Annotated in this window: 3 protein-coding genes and 1 CRISPR repeat array; of the genes, 2 read left to right on the top strand and 1 reads right to left on the bottom strand. The window is 54.3% G+C overall.

All coding sequences use genetic code 11. The features are described from left to right. Positions 1-48 precede the first annotated feature (48 nt). Positions 49-978 (top strand): type I-E CRISPR-associated endonuclease Cas1e, encoded by a 930-nt coding sequence (gene cas1e, locus CWB99_RS05505; RefSeq protein WP_138550961.1) that lies wholly within the window; start codon positions 49-51, stop codon positions 976-978. Further along, positions 975-1,283 (top strand): type I-E CRISPR-associated endoribonuclease Cas2e, encoded by a 309-nt coding sequence (cas2e, locus tag CWB99_RS05510; protein WP_138550962.1) that lies wholly within the window; start codon positions 975-977, stop codon positions 1,281-1,283. Before cas1e ends, cas2e begins: the two co-directional genes overlap by 4 nt. 157 nt (positions 1,284-1,440) lie before the next feature. Next, a CRISPR array of direct repeats spans positions 1,441-2,936; the repeat unit is 29 nt; unit sequence CTGTTCCCCGTATGCACGGGGCTGAACCG. A 269-nt stretch (positions 2,937-3,205) separates the two neighbouring features. On the opposite strand, the gene CWB99_RS05515 is transcribed toward cas2e, so the two are convergent. After that, positions 3,206-18,520: a non-ribosomal peptide synthetase gene (locus CWB99_RS05515; protein WP_138550963.1), complete on the bottom strand. Its 15,315-nt coding sequence runs from the start codon at positions 18,518-18,520 to the stop codon at positions 3,206-3,208. Between the last annotated feature and the right edge of the window lie 68 nt (positions 18,521-18,588).

Genomic DNA, 18,588 nt, shown 5'->3' on the forward strand with positions numbered 1-18,588 from the left:
CTCGCCTTCTTTCTTCACTAATTTTTATTCAATTCAGGAGTGCAGGGAATGGCATTTCTTCCTTTAAAACCTATTCCAATCAAAGATCGCAACTCAATGATTTTTATCGGTATGGGGCGTATTGATGTGCGCGACGGCGCGTTTGCAGTGATTGATGAAGTCAACGGCGAACGGGTGCTGATCCCGGTAGGGTCTGTGGTGTGTATTATGCTGGATCCGGGTACGCGGGTGAGCCATGCTGCGGTCAAGCTGGCAGCGACCACGGGTACTTTGCTTACCTGGGTGGGCGAAGCGGGCGTCAGGCTTTACTCGGCGGGGCAGCCTGGCGGTGCGCGCTCCGATAAGTTGCTGTATCAGGCTAAGCTGGCGCTGGATGAAAACCTGCGGCTCAAAGTCGTGCGCAAAATGTTTGAACTTCGCTTTGGCGAACCAGCACCCGAGCGGCGCTCGGTTGATCAGCTACGGGGCATTGAAGGCTCGCGTGTGCGTAAAATTTATGAACTGCTCGCCAAGCAGTATCAGGTCAGCTGGCAGGGCCGACGCTACGACCCCAAAGACTGGGCGAAGGGTGATGTGATCAATCAGTGCATCAGCGCTGCTACTTCCTGCCTGTATGGTGTTACCGAAGCCGCTGTTTTGGCCGCTGGCTATGCACCTGCCATTGGCTTTTTGCACACCGGAAAACCACTATCTTTTGTTTATGATATTGCTGACATCATTAAATTCGATACTGTTGTACCCGTGGCGTTTAAAATTGCCAAACGGCGGCCACAATCCCCCGATCGAGAAGTGCGAATTGCCTGCCGCGAAGCGTTCCGCAAAGACAAAGTATTACCACGCCTTATCCCACTGATTGAAGAAGTATTGGCCGCCGGTGAGATCACGCCACCTGAACCTTATGCTGATGCACAACCGCCAGCACTCCCTGAACCTGAATCCATTGGTGACGAGGGCCATCGCAGCGGAGGCTCATTATGAGTATGTGTATGGTTGTGACTGAGGCGGTGCCACCGAGATTAAGAGGTCGCCTGGCAGTATGGCTGCTGGAGATCCGTGCGGGTGTGTACGTGGGGGATGTAAGTAAACGCATTCGCGAAATGATTTGGTTTCAGGTGAGTGAATTAGCTGAAGACGGCAATGCGGTCATGGCCTGGGCGACCAACACCGAATCGGGTTTTGATTTTATCACCTATGGTGAAAATGCCAGAATGCCGGTGGATTTTCATGGCCTAAGATTGGTGAAGTATACCCCCAGATCTGATGATAATCAGGGAGGGGATTAGCGAATTATTTCCGCCATTCTATCTGTGATTTATTGCTCTTTAACAAGTTGGATATTGAGATTTAAAGGCTCAAAAAATAGATACATTTGTACCCAAAAATTTCGGTAGATTTTAAAGTGTGTTTTTTCTTTATAAAAAACAAGTATATAATTTTAGACTGTTCCCCGTATGCACGGGGCTGAACCGCCCTTTTTACCGCAGCGTTAGCTGCTATGGCCCTGTTCCCCGTATGCACGGGGCTGAACCGTCTACAAAGAGACTGGCGATGTGGCTAAAACCCTGTTCCCCGTATGCACGGGGCTGAACCGAGTCTCAGATTTCAACACAGCGCGCGCAAATTCTGTTCCCCGTATGCACGGGGCTGAACCGCGTATTAATTGCCTCAGCATCTATCTCACTGGCTGTTCCCCGTATGCACGGGGCTGAACCGCCATTGCGGCCGGTGCGGCCCTGTTGTTCAACCTGTTCCCCGTATGCACGGGGCTGAACCGTGTTGGCGTAGCTTGGCAACTCAAACACTCCTCTGTTCCCCGTATGCACGGGGCTGAACCGCAGGTGTATTTCATTTGTTATTTTGGATAGGTCTGTTCCCCGTATGCACGGGGCTGAACCGTTCCATCTCCACTACCAGAACGGGCCGCAGCTCTGTTCCCCGTATGCACGGGGCTGAACCGTCAACGTCCATTTTCCCAATGGCCTCTACTAGTCTGTTCCCCGTATGCACGGGGCTGAACCGGTCGGCCCAAAACGGCTCCTCTGAGCGATTACCTGTTCCCCGTATGCACGGGGCTGAACCGGCATTCAGCTCGCGAAACGTGCTGTTCGCGCGGCCTGTTCCCCGTATGCACGGGGCTGAACCGTAAGGGCCGTATTTGGCGGCTGACTGCTCGCCTGTTCCCCGTATGCACGGGGCTGAACCGCTTATGCGAGTGCGATACGGGCCAAATAACGCCTGTTCCCCGTATGCACGGGGCTGAACCGTAAATTGAAACTTTCCCCATCCTACATAGGCCCTGTTCCCCGTATGCACGGGGCTGAACCGGGACCAACGGCCAGGCAATGTTACCTGACGTACTGTTCCCCGTACACACGGGGCTGAACCGCATGCTGTTTGCCGTTGTAAACGGCCTTTATACTGTTCCCCGTACACACGGGGCTGAACCGCACGCACGGGAGCTGGGCCAGCGTTGTCGCATCTGTTCCCCGTACACACGGGGCTGAACCGGATGCACATTCGATGGTCAAACAGGCTGTAAAGCGTTCCCCGTACGCACGGGGCTGAACCGTTCAAAACGAACTCAAATCAACCATAGCACTTCGTATTCCCCGTACGCACGGGGCTGAACCGCAACCTGTGACAGCGCCTCTGTGAGTGCATCCGTATTCCCCGTACGCACGGGGCTGAACCGATCTCTCGTTGGCTCAATACCGGTGTTGGTTCGCGTTCCCCGTATGCACGGGGCTGAACCGTTCCTGGGCGTAAACACGGTATTAAACAGCGAGCGTTCCCCGTACGCACGGGGCTGAACCGACAAAGAAACATTTTCCGGGCTGGCTATACGAGTATTCCCCGTATGCACGGGGCTAAACCGCCCCCAAAACCTAACGCTCATGGGCGGGCTGAGTGTTCCCCGTACACACGGGGCCAAACCGTAGGCATTTGCTGTGAAAGAAGGCGATAAGCTTTTCCGGCCACAAAGCGAACGCGTTAAGATCTGGTAGTCAATTGGCCAGGTTTCAGCTGTTTCTCCAGGCGGCACAGCCGTGCTCGTCTGAGGGAGTCACTGCCTAGCCTGGCTCTGTGCAGAGCTTATATCGCGATGGTTAAGTTTCCGATTCTGGTTGTGCTCTTGGCATGAATTAAAAAGGGCGCCACTTAACGGGCGCCCTGTTTTTTATGTCGCGTATTGCTGATGTAGAGTTTAGGTTAGTTCAGCTTCTGCCAGCTGACATAGCTCATGCAATACTTTGACATAAGCGTGTGCCAGCCCTTCAATGGTCTCCCGACGGTGAATGGCATGACTGAAAGACCAGTGGAAGCTGATCTGTCCCTGGTTCACAAAACAGTCGATCCCCAGTAAGGCAGAGCGATGGGCTTTCGGGCTGTGTAGCGGTCCGATGGCGTCATCGCTAATCACCATCTTGGGCGATGCATTGCCCTGACTGACAAACTGACCGAGATAGTTAAACTCTATCTGCGGCTTAGGCAAGTGTTGTAGCTGCTCAGCCTGATCACTGGCGTATTTCAGTACCCCGTAGCCCATCCCTTTGTTCGGCACTGCGTCCAGCTGCGACTGAATGCTTTGCAGGCCGCTCACCAAGTCCGCGTGCTGGTCAAGCTGCAATACCACAGGGTAGATTTTAGTAAACCAACCCAGAGTGCGGCTAATGTCGACACTGTCAACGCCGGGCAGCTCATCCCGTCCGTGACCTTCAAGGCTGACGGCAAGGTGATCGGCGCCATGCCACTGGGCCATTACCCGATGAAGAGCAGTCAGTAACAGTGCATTGATCTGGGTTGAAAACGCCTGTGGAATGGTCCGCAATAACGTGTCGGTGCGGGTTTCATCCAGCGCAACTGAGACCACTTCGGCACACGCTTCGGTGTTGTCCTGCACAGCAAAGTCCTGAGGCAGGGCCGGCACTTTGTCGAAGGGCAGGTTGCGCCAATAGCTCAGCTCATCTCGGTACACATCTGCATGTTCTGCCAGGTGATGACCCCACTCAATGTACGACAAGGTCGTGGGCAGCAATGTCTCGGTTTGTGGCTCGGCACTTTCAATTAGCTGATACAGGTCCTCAAAAATGGCGCGCCAGCCCATCATATCAATCGCCAGGTGGTGCATAATAAACACCAGCTTTTGAGGTCGGTGCTGTCCACAATCGAATAATAAGACCTTGCTGATCGGCCCCAGTTGCAGATCCAGGCTGGCCTGAGCATCTCCGGCTATGAGCTGAAGCTGCTCTGCCATCGGGCTGTCGTCATGCTGGCTTAAATCATGATACTCAAGCACCAGACCTGTGCCTGTCTGGTCTATCCTTTGTTGCCATTGTCCTTCCTGACGGTCAAAGCGTAAGCGGAAGATCTCATGGTGCTTGTCCAGCTGTGTAACTACCTCAGTGATAAAGTCTGGTGACTGAGGCTGTAGCAAAGTGAAGGCAAAAGCCTGATTCCAGTGGTGTTGCTCGGCAAATTCTTGCTCGAAGAAACGTGCCTGAATAGGCACCAGCGGGCCAGACAGGCGGGCTTCAACCGGCGCCTGTTCACAGCCGGTGAGCGCCGTGCAGCAGGCCGCCACCTGGCTCAGGGTTTGCTGCGCGAGCAGATCCTTCACCTGCAGGCGCCAGCCGTCGCGTTTCAGACGGGCACCAAGCTGAATGGCAATCAGTGAATCGCCACCCAAAGAGAAGTAGTTATCGGTAAGCGAAATTTGCGTTGTTTCCAGACTCAGTAACTCGGCCAGTGCCACTACCAGTGCGTGTTCTGCCTCACTTTGCGGTGCGACGCGCTGTGCTTGACCTGTTTTTATCAGGTTGAGCTCGGGCAGCTTCTTACGGTCTACCTTAAGACTTGGCAAACGCGGCAGCGCCGTGAGCTGCTGATATACGCCAGGTCTGTGGGTTTGCGGTAAATGGGCCTCTGCATGGGCTCTGAGTGCGCTTTGCAGATCATCATTTGTGTCTTCGCGCGCCACCCAATAGGCGACCAGCACTGGCTTGTTGTTTTGTGTGGCCAGTGGTTTGACTGCCACACACAGCTCTTTTACGCCAGCCAGAGTTGCCAGCTGGTTTTCAATCTCTTCAGGCTCCAGACGCACCCCGTTCAGCTTCACCTGATGGTCGCGGCGTCCTGCATAAAGGTATTCGCCCTGTTGATCCCGCCAGACCAAATCACCACTGCGATAGTAGCGTTGGCCGTTCAGGGTAACAAAGGCGCGGCGGGTTAACTCGCTGTCGTTGCAATAGCCCTGTGCCAGTTTGAGCCCGCTGAGCAGCAGCTCGCCAGTCACGCCATCGGGAACAGGGTTAAGGTTATGATTGACCACCACGGCGGCGATTGGACCGGCCGGGTTACCTATTTTGACTGCCTGTTCAGGGCCAAAGGTTCGCGGCGCGCGCCAGAACAGACTGTCGACACAACATTCGGTCGGGCCATACAGGTTAATTAGCTCGCTGCCGGGCAGAGCTTGATAAAATGCCGTGACGGTTGACGCCTTGAGGGCTTCACCGCCGGCTTTGACATACCTCAGGCTATCCAGGGTGGCAAACTCGGGCTGTTGCAACAAAATGTCCAGCATACTGGGGACCAGGTGCAACTGACTGATATGGTTATCTCTGAGCAGGGCTATGAGTCGGTCCGGTTCATTGTGCACGTCGGCCGGGGCCAGATACAAACTGCTGCCACAGGCCATAAAGGGCAACAGGGCATTGATTGAGGCGTCGAACACCACAGGTGTGATCAACAAACAGCTATCCTGAGGCTGCAAGTCAAATTCACTGACATGCCAGCGAATATGCTCAGCCAGCGCCCTGTGGGTGATCTCAACCCCTTTAGGCTGACCCGTTGACCCCGAAGTAAAGAGCACATAGGCCAGCGCACTGGGTCCGGGTAACTCGCACGCCGGGTGAATTGTGCTGGCAAGGGCCGCAGGCGTGTCGATGCAGCACTGTGGCACGCTGAGTACCTGGCAGCTGTCCAGTAAGGATTCCTCACAGATCAGGACCTTAGCCTTGACCTTATTGGCGATGTACTCGATACGTTCCGCCGGAAAACCCGGGTCTACAGGCACATAGACACCACCGGCATACCAGATGGCCAGCAGTGCGCGTATTAAGTCCACCGAACGTGGCAGCGCCAGAACTACGGCATCGCCCGGGCAGCAACCCTGTGCAATCAGGCCGTGTGCCAGCGCTTTTGCATTGGCTTCCAGCTCAGCAAAGCTGACGTCCTGTGTGCCATCGGTCAGGGCCGTTGCCTGTGCTCTGAGCGCAACCTGCTTGCTGAACTCATCCAGCAAGGTGGTGTTTTGCGCAGCGTGCATGGGGGCAGCACAGATCAATGCCGTTTCAGACAGTTGCAGCGGCTGGTGTGCGTCTTCAGTCAGTCGGTTCAGGTTGGCACACAGGCTGTCGAGCAATGTCTGGATCCCTGCACGGTTGTACCTGGCGGTTTTATAACCCAGGTTCAGGCTGAGCGTATCGCCCGGGCAAACGCTCAGGGTCAGGCCAAAGGCGGTATTTTCTCTTGCGTGTAAATCACAAATAGCCAGACCGTCACCACGCATCATGTCTTCGTCAACCGGGTAGTTTTCAAACACCAGTATGCTCTCGTACAGGTCGTCTTCGGCGTCAATCTGTGCCCATTTCTTGATCTCCTGAGCAGAGCTGAATTGCCAGCTCATCAGGGCGCTTTGACAGTCGCTGATCTGCTGAACCAGCTCGCTACCCGTTTGTCGAGGCTGACAGTCCACTATCATAGGCAGGGTATTGATAAACAAGCCTGTCATATCCAACACGCCGGTCATGTCGGTGGGGCGGCCAGAAACCGTTACCCCAAAGACCACCTGATTGCTATGACATACTGCGCTGAGAGTCAGTGCCCAGGCAGCCTGTACCAGGTTGTTTAATGTGGTGCCTTGTTGCTCTGCATGCTCACGCAGCCTGGTAAACTGCTCATCGCTCAGCGTCTCGCTCAGCATATCGAAACTCTGCGTTTCATCTGGTGTAGGTGGCGCCAGCAATAATTTACGCTGCTCAGGCAAGGCTGCTAAATAGGTTTGCCAGAACTGCTGCTGAGCCTGTTGATCTCGTCCGGCAACCAAATCAACATACTCGCGATAAGGCGTCAGGGAGCGCATTTGGGTGCCCGGCTTTAATGCCGCAGACAGCTGTTGCAACAGGTTGGCCTGAGACCAGCCATCGAGGATGATATGGTGATAGGTCCAGCAAAACAGGGTGCGTTGCTCGCTGAGGCGGATAAGTTGCAGGCGAAATTGCCCTGGCTGTGCCAGGTTGAATTCCTGGTAGCGGCTGTTCGTGAGTGCCTGATCTATTTGTTCAGCCTGTTGCACTGAGCCGGTGAGATCGAGGTGCTCTAGCGGCGGGGCCATCTGCGTATGGACCACCTGAGCGTGCTCGCCTGAGGATAAAAAGTGGAAGCTGGTACGCAAAATCGGGTTGTGGTCTATCAGAGTTTGCCACGCACCAATAAAGGCTTCCTCATCCAGCGTCTCGGTAAAGGTCCAGTAAAGCTGGCAAATGTACACACCCTTGCCCGGATCAGCCAGAGTATCAAACGCAATACCTTGCTGTACTGGTGTCAGCGGATAAACATCGGCGACGTTATTCAGTGTCAGTTGCTGCTCGGTCAGGGCCTGTGTCAGTTCACCCATGGCTTCCTGGTTGAGCCGGTTGGCAGAGAAGTCGCTCGGCCACAGGTGTGCGTCATCGCTGCTTTGCGGCGCTTCTAAAGTCTGCCACAGAGTATTTGCCAGTGTATTCAAAGGACCCGCCAGCAAATCCGGGTTAACGATTAAGCGGCTGTGCAGCTGTCCCTGATCGAGCCAGAAAATCACTTCCAGTAAATAAGGACGGTTATTTTCCGGTGCCGCGTTGTCACCCAGCGGCAGGTGATGTAACGGTGCACTCAGCAGCGCGTCTGGCGTATCCTCGGCGCTAAAATCACCGAGGAAATTAAAGCTTAGCCAGGCCTTTGGCAGCGCACTTAATTGCTCGCGCAGGGCCGAATCAAAACTTAAGTAGCGCGCCAGATTATAGCTTAACCCCTGCTCAGGCACGGCGCGGAGCTGTTCTTTGATACAGCCGATCAGATCCGTTTGCTGCGCTTTACCCTGAAGCAGAACCGGATAAATGCTGGTAAACCAACCTGCTGTGGCCGAAACATCCAGCTGCTCGTCATAACTGTGGCGGCCATGGCTTTCTAAGTCCAGAACCAGAGCGTCTGTGTCCAACAGCCCGGTCAGTGACTGATACAGCCGGGCAATCAGGTATTCCTCCAGTGTACACCGCATGCGCTGACATGCATTATGCAATGCCTGAGTTGCCGCGCAGCTCAGGGTGTGTTTCACGGTGGTGGCATCACCATACAGGTTCTCTTCATAGTCGCTTTGCAAGGCGTCATCGACCCCGCTGATGTGCCATTTGGGTGACAACCAGTAGGTGGTGACTTCACTGACGACTTCCGGCTTTTGAGCCTGCTCAACCAGGTGCTCAGCCCACTGCCGGTAACCGGATTGTGGAGCGGTTAGTTTGGTGTCTGGGTTTGCCAGTGCATCTGCCAGATCTTTCATCAGCAGACGCCATGAAACACCGTCAATTAATAAGTGGTGACACGCCACCAGCAGGTATTGCTGCGGTTGTTCATTGTGCGTTGCGCAGATTCGGGCAAAGACCAGGTTGCAACCTTGCCAGGGGTCGACCATTTGGTGCACCTGATTAGCAAATTCATGCAATACCTGAGTCCGGGTTTCTTCATCCTGCCAGTGTAGCTCAGCATCAATTACCTGATAGAGCGGCGCGTGGTTTTGCTGCTTGTCATACAGCCATTGCATTTGCTGACCCTGTTGCTCACTAAAGCGGGTATGGAACAGGTCGTAAACCTCAGCCAGTCTGGCCACCGCGGCATTCAACTCGCTTTGCCCGATACTCAAATCCAGCGCAAAGATGGCGCTTTGGTCCCAGCCAGCGGGGGTGGTAAATTGCTGGGCAAAAAACCACTGCTGGATTGGCGTCAGCGGCACCTGCCCGTAATTTTGTACCGCGTGGTTGTGGCTGGTGACAAGCTTATCGCTTAATGGCGCCAGAGCCGCCAGCGTTGGGTTGCTCATAAATTGTTTGGCAGTGAGTTTAATGCCCTGTTTGGCAGCTGCGGCAACCACTTCCAGCGCCGAGATTGAATCACCACCGAGTGTGAAGAAGTTGTCTGTGTCACTGAAGTCGTTGCGCTTTAGCACTCTGGCCCAGATGGTTCTCAGCGGACTGAAGGCATCAGGTACTGCTTTGCTATGGTGAACCGCCATGGTATTCGGTGCCGGACGCGCCAGTTTGTCCTGCAACTGTTGTAGCAGGGCTTTTTTGTCGGCTTTGCCGTTACTGGTGAGCGGGAAGTCATTCACCGCATGCAAATACGCTGGGATCATATAAGCAGGTAAACGGCCCTGTACCTTAGCCTTGAAAGCCGCTTCGTCGATATTGGCATCGGCGGTAGCTGCCATTTTCAGGCAGGCAACAATGCAGGGGTCGCCTTCATCTCGTTGCCATACCATAGCTTCACAGGCTTCGACCAGTGGCAAAGCGGAAAACGCCGCCTCAATCTCACCCAGCTCGATACGAAAACCCCGGATCTTCACCTGATTGTCTTTACGTCCGCGATAGACTAGCTCGCCACTGGGGTGCCATTTGGCAACGTCGCCACTGCGGTAAAGGCGTTGCTCGCGCCCATCCAGCTGTTTTGTCACAAAGCGCTCCGCGTTAAGTTCTGGCCGGTGTAAATAGCCCAGCGTAACGCCGTCACCACCAACAAACATTTCACCGTATACGCCCAGCGGTTGTGGTTCACCTTGTTCGTTCAGTACCCAGATAGACAGGTCATCGAATTGACGACCGATCACATTGCCCACGCCTGAGGTTAAGTCTGCGGCTGTGATCTCCCGGTAAGTGTTATGCACCGTGGTTTCTGTGATGCCATACATATTGATCAGGCGGTGCTGTCGCTCGGGGTAGCGCTCAAACCACGGTCGCAGCTGCATGATATCCAGCTTTTCACCGGCAAAAATCACATAGCGCAGTGCGTCATACCGGAACTGATTATGACTCAGGTGCGCGCGCATCAGCGCCAGAAATGCCGTGGGTGTCTGGCTTAATATGGTGACCTGCTGATCGTGAATAAAGCGGTCAAACTGCTCTGGTGCACGACACACCCATTGTGGCACCAGGGCAATGCGGCCGCCATATAACAGCGCTCCCCACATTTCCCAGACCGATACATCAAATCCGTAGGAGTGGAACAGGCTGAATACGTCCTGCTCGCTGAAGTGATAATTCTGTTCATTGGACTTGAGCAGGCGCACCACGTTCCTATGATTGACCACCACGCCTTTGGGGCGTCCGGTTGAGCCAGAAGTAAAGATCACATAACAGGGTCGTTCGGAGTCACGCCGCGCCAGTATTTCTGCCCGATCATAGTCAGCGGCTTCACCTTTTTGCAGTTCACTCAGTGCCAGCCAGGGCGCGCCACTGGCGGCGACTATCTCGCTGGGTGTCTGATCGACAATAAAGGCGGCAACACTGACGTCCTCCAGTATGGTGGCGATCCTGTCTTGCGGTACATGGGTATCGAGCGGGATATAGGCCGCACCTAATTTAAGCACTGCGATGATGGAGGCGATTAAATCCAGTGAACGCTCGACGTTAATGGCCACAAAGTCTCCGGCAGAAATATTCAATGCCAGTAAAGACGCAGACACTTGCTCAGCACGCAGGTTGAGTTCGCGATAGCTCAATGCTTCGCCCTCATAATTGACGGCAATGCGGTCACCAAAACGCGCCGCTGTCTGTTCAAAAGCAGTCGCCAAGTCGGTCACCGGATATTGGGTTTGCGCTGCACTGAACCGGGCAATCTGCGCCTGCTCCTGTGGCGCCACCACAGATACCTCGGCCAGTGCGTTATGCTCCAACAGTTGAGTCATGACGCCTTGCAGATTGGCGCCAAAGCGCGCTATGGTGCCGCGCTCAAAGCGTTGTGTGTTGTATTCAATGGCCAGCCCCAGTCCCTGCTCATCTTCAACCAGGGTAAAGGTGGCGTCAAACTTAGCGCTATGCATGTCCAGCGGTAATGCTCTGAACACGCTGCCCTGTTGCTCGGTATTGGTTTCAATGCCGTGCATCTGGCTGTCGAATACCACTCGCACTAAGGGGGTTTCGCCCTCGACACGCTCAACGCCCAGCGCATCGACAATACGGTCAAAGGGGGCGTGCTGGTATTGTATGGCAGATGTAAAGCGCTGACTGATCTGTGCCAGCAGTTGCGCGGTGTTGTCTGCCTCATCCAGGTCAACTACGAAGGGCAACATGTTGACGAAAAAACCTATCTGCGACTGGCTTTGTGGTACCTGACGGTTTGCGAACGGCGTGCCAATAATGACTTTGTCACTGTTGTTGTAGCGCCCCAGTAACAAGGCCATGGCAGCCAGGCCGAACTGATAAGGCGTGGTGCTGTATTGCTTACAGCAGGTGTGGATTGCCTCACTGAGCTTGCTATCCAAGCTCAGTCGGAAGATTTCTCCCTGATTGCGATTCTCGCCGCTCTCTTCATAGTCGTAGGGCAATACAGAGTGCTTAGGCTCGCTGCCGAGTAAAGTTTGCCAGTATGATACGGCGTCATTCACCGCGTTTTGGTTGCTGTCATGGCGCTCCCAGTAGGCAAGATCTTTTACCTGCAGAGGTAAAGTGGCTAACGTTGCCTGGGTCGCCCCGCAATGGCTTTCATATAGCTCGGCCAGTTCCTGTTGTAATATCCGTACCGACCAGCCGTCGGCAATAATATGGTGAAAGTTAAACAACAGTATCTGACGCTCTTCGGCACAATTTAGCAGGGTAACCCGAAACAGCGGAAGCTGGCTCAGATCAAACGGTGTCCGTGCCAGGTGACGCAGTGTCAGGGTGAGCTCATCGTCACTGTGTGTGCGGCAGTCCTGCTCTTCAATGGCGACTGTAAAGGGGCTTAACACCTGCTGCACCGGCCGACCTGCCAGGCGTTTAAACACAGTACGCAGGCTACAGTGACGCACGACCAAATCGCTCAATGCGGCGCTGAAGGCAGTTTTATCGAAGCTGCCGTGGATTTCTAAAGCAAAGGGGATGTTATAGCCTGGATCCTGGCTTTGCAGTTGGTTGATAACCCACAGTCTTTCCTGCGCATAACTGAGTGGATAGCAGTCTTGCGGATCAAAATGGACTGACAGCGCCTGGCTGCTTTGCTGTGTGGCCTCTGAGGCAATGGCGATTAAAAAGTCACCCAGTTTAGGGTTGGCAAACAAGGTTGCAACCGGGACCGAAAGTTCGAGTGCCTGATTAATTTGATGCAATAAACGCATAGCCAGGATGGACTGACCGCCGAGTGCACAGAAGTCGCTATTGCGGTCGGCCTGTGGCACGCCCAGTAGCTGCTGCCAGTGAGAGACTACGATGTTTTCCCAATCATCAAACGGACGTTCGTCAAGCAGAACAGAATCGTCGCTTGCCTTTACTTGCGGTTCTGTCAGCGCCCGATAGTCGAGCTTACCATTGGCGGTCAGCGGCAGCTCTGAAAGGCATTCATATACCCCGGGTTGTGCATAGGCCGGGAGTTCACCTGCCAGCTCTGCGGTGATCTGTGACAGGTCGATGTCAGTGTCGGGTTCGGCAACCAGATAAGCCGCCAGATACAATTCGCCCTGACGGTCATTAAACGCGCGTACCGCAGCATTGGCTACGTTCGGGCAATTACGCAAACAGGCCTCAACTTCTGCCGGCTCGACCCGGAATCCACGGATCTTGAGCTGGTTGTCCAGTCTGCCGCCAAATTCCAGATTGCCGTCTGGCAGGTAACGCACCCGATCGCCACTGGCGTACAGACGTTCAGTGCCCACTTCTGGCAGCGTCAGTTCAGTAAACTTCTCGGCATTGAGTTGTGCACTGTCGAGGTAGCCTGAGGTTAGTCCCATACCGGCAATATACAGCTGGCCCCAGCTGCCGTCAGCCACGGCCTGTAATTGCTCATCCAGTACGTACAAGCGTGTGTTATGCAGTGCTTTACCCAGAGGTGCATGAGCGGTGTGATAACGGGTTGCCGTAAAGTCGCCATGATTGGCCGGGCAATAGCTGCTGACATAGAAGGTTGATTCCGTGGGTCCGTAGCCATTCACTATCTGTAGTGGTTGATGACAGGCATCCAGCACTGTGTGCATCAGTTTGAGGTCACCAGCCTGGCCTCCGGTGAGCAGGGTTTGCAGACCCTCAAATACCTCTGGGCATTGACGTGCCAATTCATGGAACAAGGCCGTCGTCAGGAACATATGGCTGATCCCGCGTGCACCGATGTACTGGCGCAGCGTATCCGGCGCCATTGCCGCTTCGCGTGGCACCACGGTCAGTTCACCACCGTGCAGCCAGGCACCCCAGAGTTCAAACAGGGCGGCATCAAAGGAGATATTCGCTATTTGCGAGATCACCGACTGACAGCTCAGGTCGGTGTAGTTGTTGTTACAAACCGTACGCAGTATGGCACCATGAGAGACTGGCACTGCTTTTGGCAAACCGGTTGACCCAGAGGTAAACAAAATACACAGCGGATCCGCTAAGGTGCGGTCACACTCATGCAAAGTAACGTCTTTGGGTGCTGTGGTCTCATTCAAATTCAGGCACGGACAGGCAAGTTCAGCGTCCAGCACTTCATTCACATCACTCAGTAACACTTTTGCGTCACTGGCCTTTAGCAGGTGTTTGATACGTGACAGAGGATAATCCACAGAAACGGGTACATACACGGCACCTAAGCGTACTGTGGCCAAAATTGCGATGAGTCCCTCGCTGCCCTGCTGATAGCACAGCGCGACTTTATCGCCTGCGACTATGCCTTGCTGGTGCAGCTGATGTGCTACCTGCTCTGCTTGCTGCTGTAGTGAGTCATAATCCAGACTTTGCTTGTCGCAGCTTAAGGCGGTGCGCTCACCGTGAAGCTGCACCTGCTCACGAAAGTAACTATAAATATTCTTGGTCTTTGGCAGCGCCACTTCTGTGTTATTGCGCTCGCACAGGATCTCGGTGCGCTTTTGTGCAGATAAGCAGTTTAGTTTGCCTACGCGCTTGCTGCTGTCCTTTACCAGATCTTCGCACAGAGTGAGCCAGTTATCGATAAAGTCGTCGGCATAGACTGAATCCATCGCTTTAAGTGCGTACTCAAAGCACAGTTCAACCCGGTCATTGCTGGCCAGTACATTCATAGTCAGCGGGAATTTCGCTTGCTGAGCATCCACAGCAAACGGTGCCATATCGAGTCCGGGCAGCTGAATGTCAGGCTGAGCCTGCACCCAGGAAAACAATACCTGCACCAGGTCGCGTTTAGCGCCGGTCGCTGCGCCTTCGCTGCTTTGCAGGATATGATGATAGGGCAGATCGGCGTGCTCCAGTACACTCAGACAGTGCTCTTTTACCTGCCCGGCCAGCGCAGTGAAGCTTTGCTGCGGGTCAACTTCGGCCAGCAGCGGCAAGGTATTAATGAAAAAACCAAGCGTATATTGTTGTGCTTCTTTGCGCTCCGACGCAGGCAGGCCAATGACAAACCGTGACTGGCGGCTGTAATGCCATAAAAGTACCTGAAAACTGGCCAGATACAGCATGTTCTCAGACACCTGTAAGCGCACTGCCAGTTGTTTCATGGCTGTGCTCAGCGGGGTTGGGATTTCGCGGCGCACTGTGCCCGCCTTATCGTCAGCATCTATCACTCCCGCGACGGGGAACGCCAGTGCCTGTGCTTCATTTAAGTAGTCGTGCCAGAAGGTTTGCTGTCTTGCACAGGCCGGACTTTGCAGCCATGCGTGCTGCATTCTGGCATAGTCGCTGTAACGACCTGCCTGCGGCCAGTGTGTTGTTTGCAGATCAGGTTGCTGCCACAGCTCGGTGAGTTCGCGTAAAAATAAGGCGCCAGAGCTGGCATCTGCAACGATATGGTGAAACACCAGCGCCAGCACATGATCCTCGTTGCCCAACTCAATAAGCGCACAGCGTAATAGTGGTGGCTGAGACAGATCGAAGCAGGTCGTCAGTAATTGCGACTGATACACATCAGCGGCAGCTTTCAGTCGTTGGGCCTCATCGTCGTACTCAGTTACGCACAAATGCTCGACTTGCAGTTTTGGTGGAGTAACCAGGTGGGTAGTTAACACACCCTCTTCTATGCGAAAAGCGGTATGCAAGATCTCATGACGAGCCGCAACCTGGTTCAGACAGGCGGTGAGTTTCTCGCTGTCCAGTGCGCCCTGAATGCGCAATGCAATGGGAATATTATAGCGGGCTTGTGCGCCCTCGTGTTGCTCGACAAACCATAAGCGCTCGGCACTGAGTGACGGCCGGGCAAAGCGCTGGGTGTCATTGGTGGGCGCAGACCAGCTGCTGGTTTCCGGCTGGCCGGGTTGTGCCAGGAGCAGCGCGGTTTGCTGAGCTATGCTGGTGGCCTGATAAAAGTCTTTAATGCCGGCCACACTATTGAGTGCCTGACAAGCCTGACGATGCGCCTGGCTCAGTTGCAGCGAGTCAACTCCGAGCTCAAACAAATTGGTATCAAGTGCGACGGGGTGACCCAGCAGTGCCTGCCAGATTGCCTGTATGGTATGCTCTTGCTCGCTTCCTGCTCTGTCGGCAATCTGTGGCTGAGACACCTCAGCCTCTACGGATTCGCTCAGGCGTTGCTTATCAATTTTGCCGCTGACATTGAGTGGCAATACTTCTCGCTCGCTCCAGCGGGTCGGCACCATGTAATAGGGGAGTCGCTCAGCCAGATAAGATTGCAGTGTTTGTGCGCTTATTTCGCAATCGGGCTCTGCCACATAACAGGCATGCAGGTAAGTTTTCCCGGACTGTTGCAGCGCCAGAATACACGACTGCCTGACCTGAGGATGGAGCGTGAGGTGCTGGGCGATTTCCTCGGGTTCAATGCGAAAGCCACGTACTTTAACCTGATGATCAATACGACCGGCAATTTCCAGCTCACCGTTGGGCAGCAAGCGTGCTTTGTCACCCGTTTTGTAGTAGCGCAGGGCAGGTTCACCCGGTTGTTCAATAAAGGCGTTGGCTGTGGCTTCGGGCTGGCCAATATACCCCAGTGCCAGACCCACTGAGCTGACACACAGCTCGCCCCAACACATATCGGGTACTTGTCTGCCCTGAGGCGTGAGGATCTGCACCTGCATCCCCGCGATGGGCTGACCAATATTGTTGCTGTGTAACGCTTCGGGCTTTGCCAGCTGCTCCGAGGTGATGACTTTGGCCGACACGCATACGGTACATTCGGTCGGGCCGTAGGCATTCACAAATCTCAGATGCTGAGGCCACAGTTGGAGCAGTTTTTTCGGACAGGCTTCACCTGCGCTGATCAAGGTTTTCAGCTGCGGAACCTGATCGGGCTGTAGTAGCTGGATCAGGCTCGGCGGCAAAGTCACTGAAGTAATAGCCTGATCGTTGAGCAGTGCTAGCAGCGTCTGATGAGAGAAGGTGTCGGCTTGTTTGGCCATGACCAGGGTTGCACCGGCGGCCAGTGTTACCACGATTTCCGAAATAGCGGCATCAAAGGATAAAGAAGCAAACTGCAATACTCTGTCGTCAGGGGAGACGTTGAATAATGTTTGCTGGGCGCGGGCCAGCGGCATCAGTCCGGCATGGCTGACCAGTACGCCTTTGGGTTTACCTGAGGTGCCCGAAGTGAAGATCACATAGGCCGCAGCTGTGGCATTGAGTTCCTCTATTGATGTGGTCAGTGCCTGTTGCGGTGGGCTCAGTTGTGCGGGCACCAAAGTGCGACAAGGCATATCCATATTGGTTTCCTGGCTGAGTAGCAGCAAGCTCAATCCTGGCTGATCCAGGCATGCCAGCAGTCGTTCTTTCGGCCAGGCAATGTCGCAATGTAAGGACACGGCCTCCAGGCGCCACAGGGCTAAAATCGTGACCAGACTGTCGAGAGATTTGTCGAGACAGACGGCAACCTGCATGCCCTTGCTGACACCTTGTTCGCTGAGCTGGGCGGCGCGCCGTTCCAGTGCCTGCATCAATTCAGCGTAGCTCAGTGCAGTGTGCTCATCTTCAGCTGCGCATAACGTCCCTTGCTGCTGTGCCAGCTGGTGGAGGTGTTGCAAAATGTGCGTGTGTGGCTGTTCGGGTAAAGAGACAAACCCCCTGTCAGATGTTAAAAGGTTCGCAATGGCTTGCGGCTGGGTTGGGGTCAGTGTTGTCAGGGCGCAGCTAAACAATTCGGCCAGATGGGCCAGCTCCTGCTGATCGAAATAATTCGCCCGGCCAATCAGCTTAGTGTGCAGTGCATCATTCACTTCAAATAAAGTCAGTTCCAGATCAACCTGAGCAATGGCACTGTCTTGCGCGTCACTCAAGCACAGTCCGTGACACTGCGCCTGGCCGTTTGCGAGGCTTAATGGAGTGGATTGTACGCCCGATAATAGTCCCATCAGACCCGCGCGAAAGCCACGGATCTTGAGCTGTGGCAGGTAGTTACAGATCACATTATGTTTGTGGCGTTGCGGATCGGCCGCCGCTGAGCGTAATGCGGTCATGGTCTGTTGCTCAAGCTTACCCAGCAGCTCCTGAATACTGAGGCTGTCGATGGCAGTGATACTGACAGGTTGCAGGTCGACAAAATGGCCCAGATGGTAGCGGTTTTTACGGCTGCGCCTTGCTACCGGAATACTGATAGTCAGATCTGTCTGACCGCTGTGGCGATATAACGCCAGGAACCAGCATGCCAGTAGCACTGAGAAGCGACTTACCCCATATTCGCCAGCCAATTCCGCCAGTCGCGTGTACTCATCGTTGAGGGTGCCGAACTCACCTAATCCGCTGAACTTATTTTGTGCCTGTTGCAGTCCGGTATCGCTAAAGTCGAGGGCGTGATCAGGCTGGTATAAGGGCTCATCATCGGTGCTTTGTTCACTGACCGAGGTATAATCAAGCGGCTCTAAGGTCGCATCTTTATGCTCCAGCAAGGATTCCAAAGACGCGAGGAAGTCATTCACCAAGACCTGCAAGGACCATTGATCACAGATCACATGATGAAGCTTGAACAGCACCAGATATCCGGCTTCACAGGCTTTGATCCGGCAGTCGTACAGTTTGTCCTCCAGGCTGATGGCGGTTGCCACTTGCGCCCGGCACCAGCCGCGCAGGTCTTCACTCAACTCGGGATCGTAGGTGAATAGTTCGTCAGGCTCATGAGAGTCTGTGCAGGTCACCAGGTTGTCGCTGCCTGCCTGCCAGCGACAATTGAGGAGCGGGTGGCGCAATAGCAGCTGGCGTCCGGCCTCTTGCAATTGCTGGCTTGTCAGGCCCTTAACCAAAAAGCCCGTGTACACGTTATACACAGGACTAAGCGGATGCAGCTGTTGATCTTGGAGTAAATGAACTTGTCTAGGTGAGAGCTCGATAACCAGGTTGGTTTGTTGATTACGCGTATTCACTGGGACTTCCTGTTATTTTATTCGTTATTTTAAACACTGCAAAGGCACGCCCGGGACAATCCCGGGGG

This window comes from Pseudoalteromonas rubra, assembly GCF_005887095.1.
Taxonomy (GTDB): domain Bacteria; phylum Pseudomonadota; class Gammaproteobacteria; order Enterobacterales; family Alteromonadaceae; genus Pseudoalteromonas; species Pseudoalteromonas rubra_E.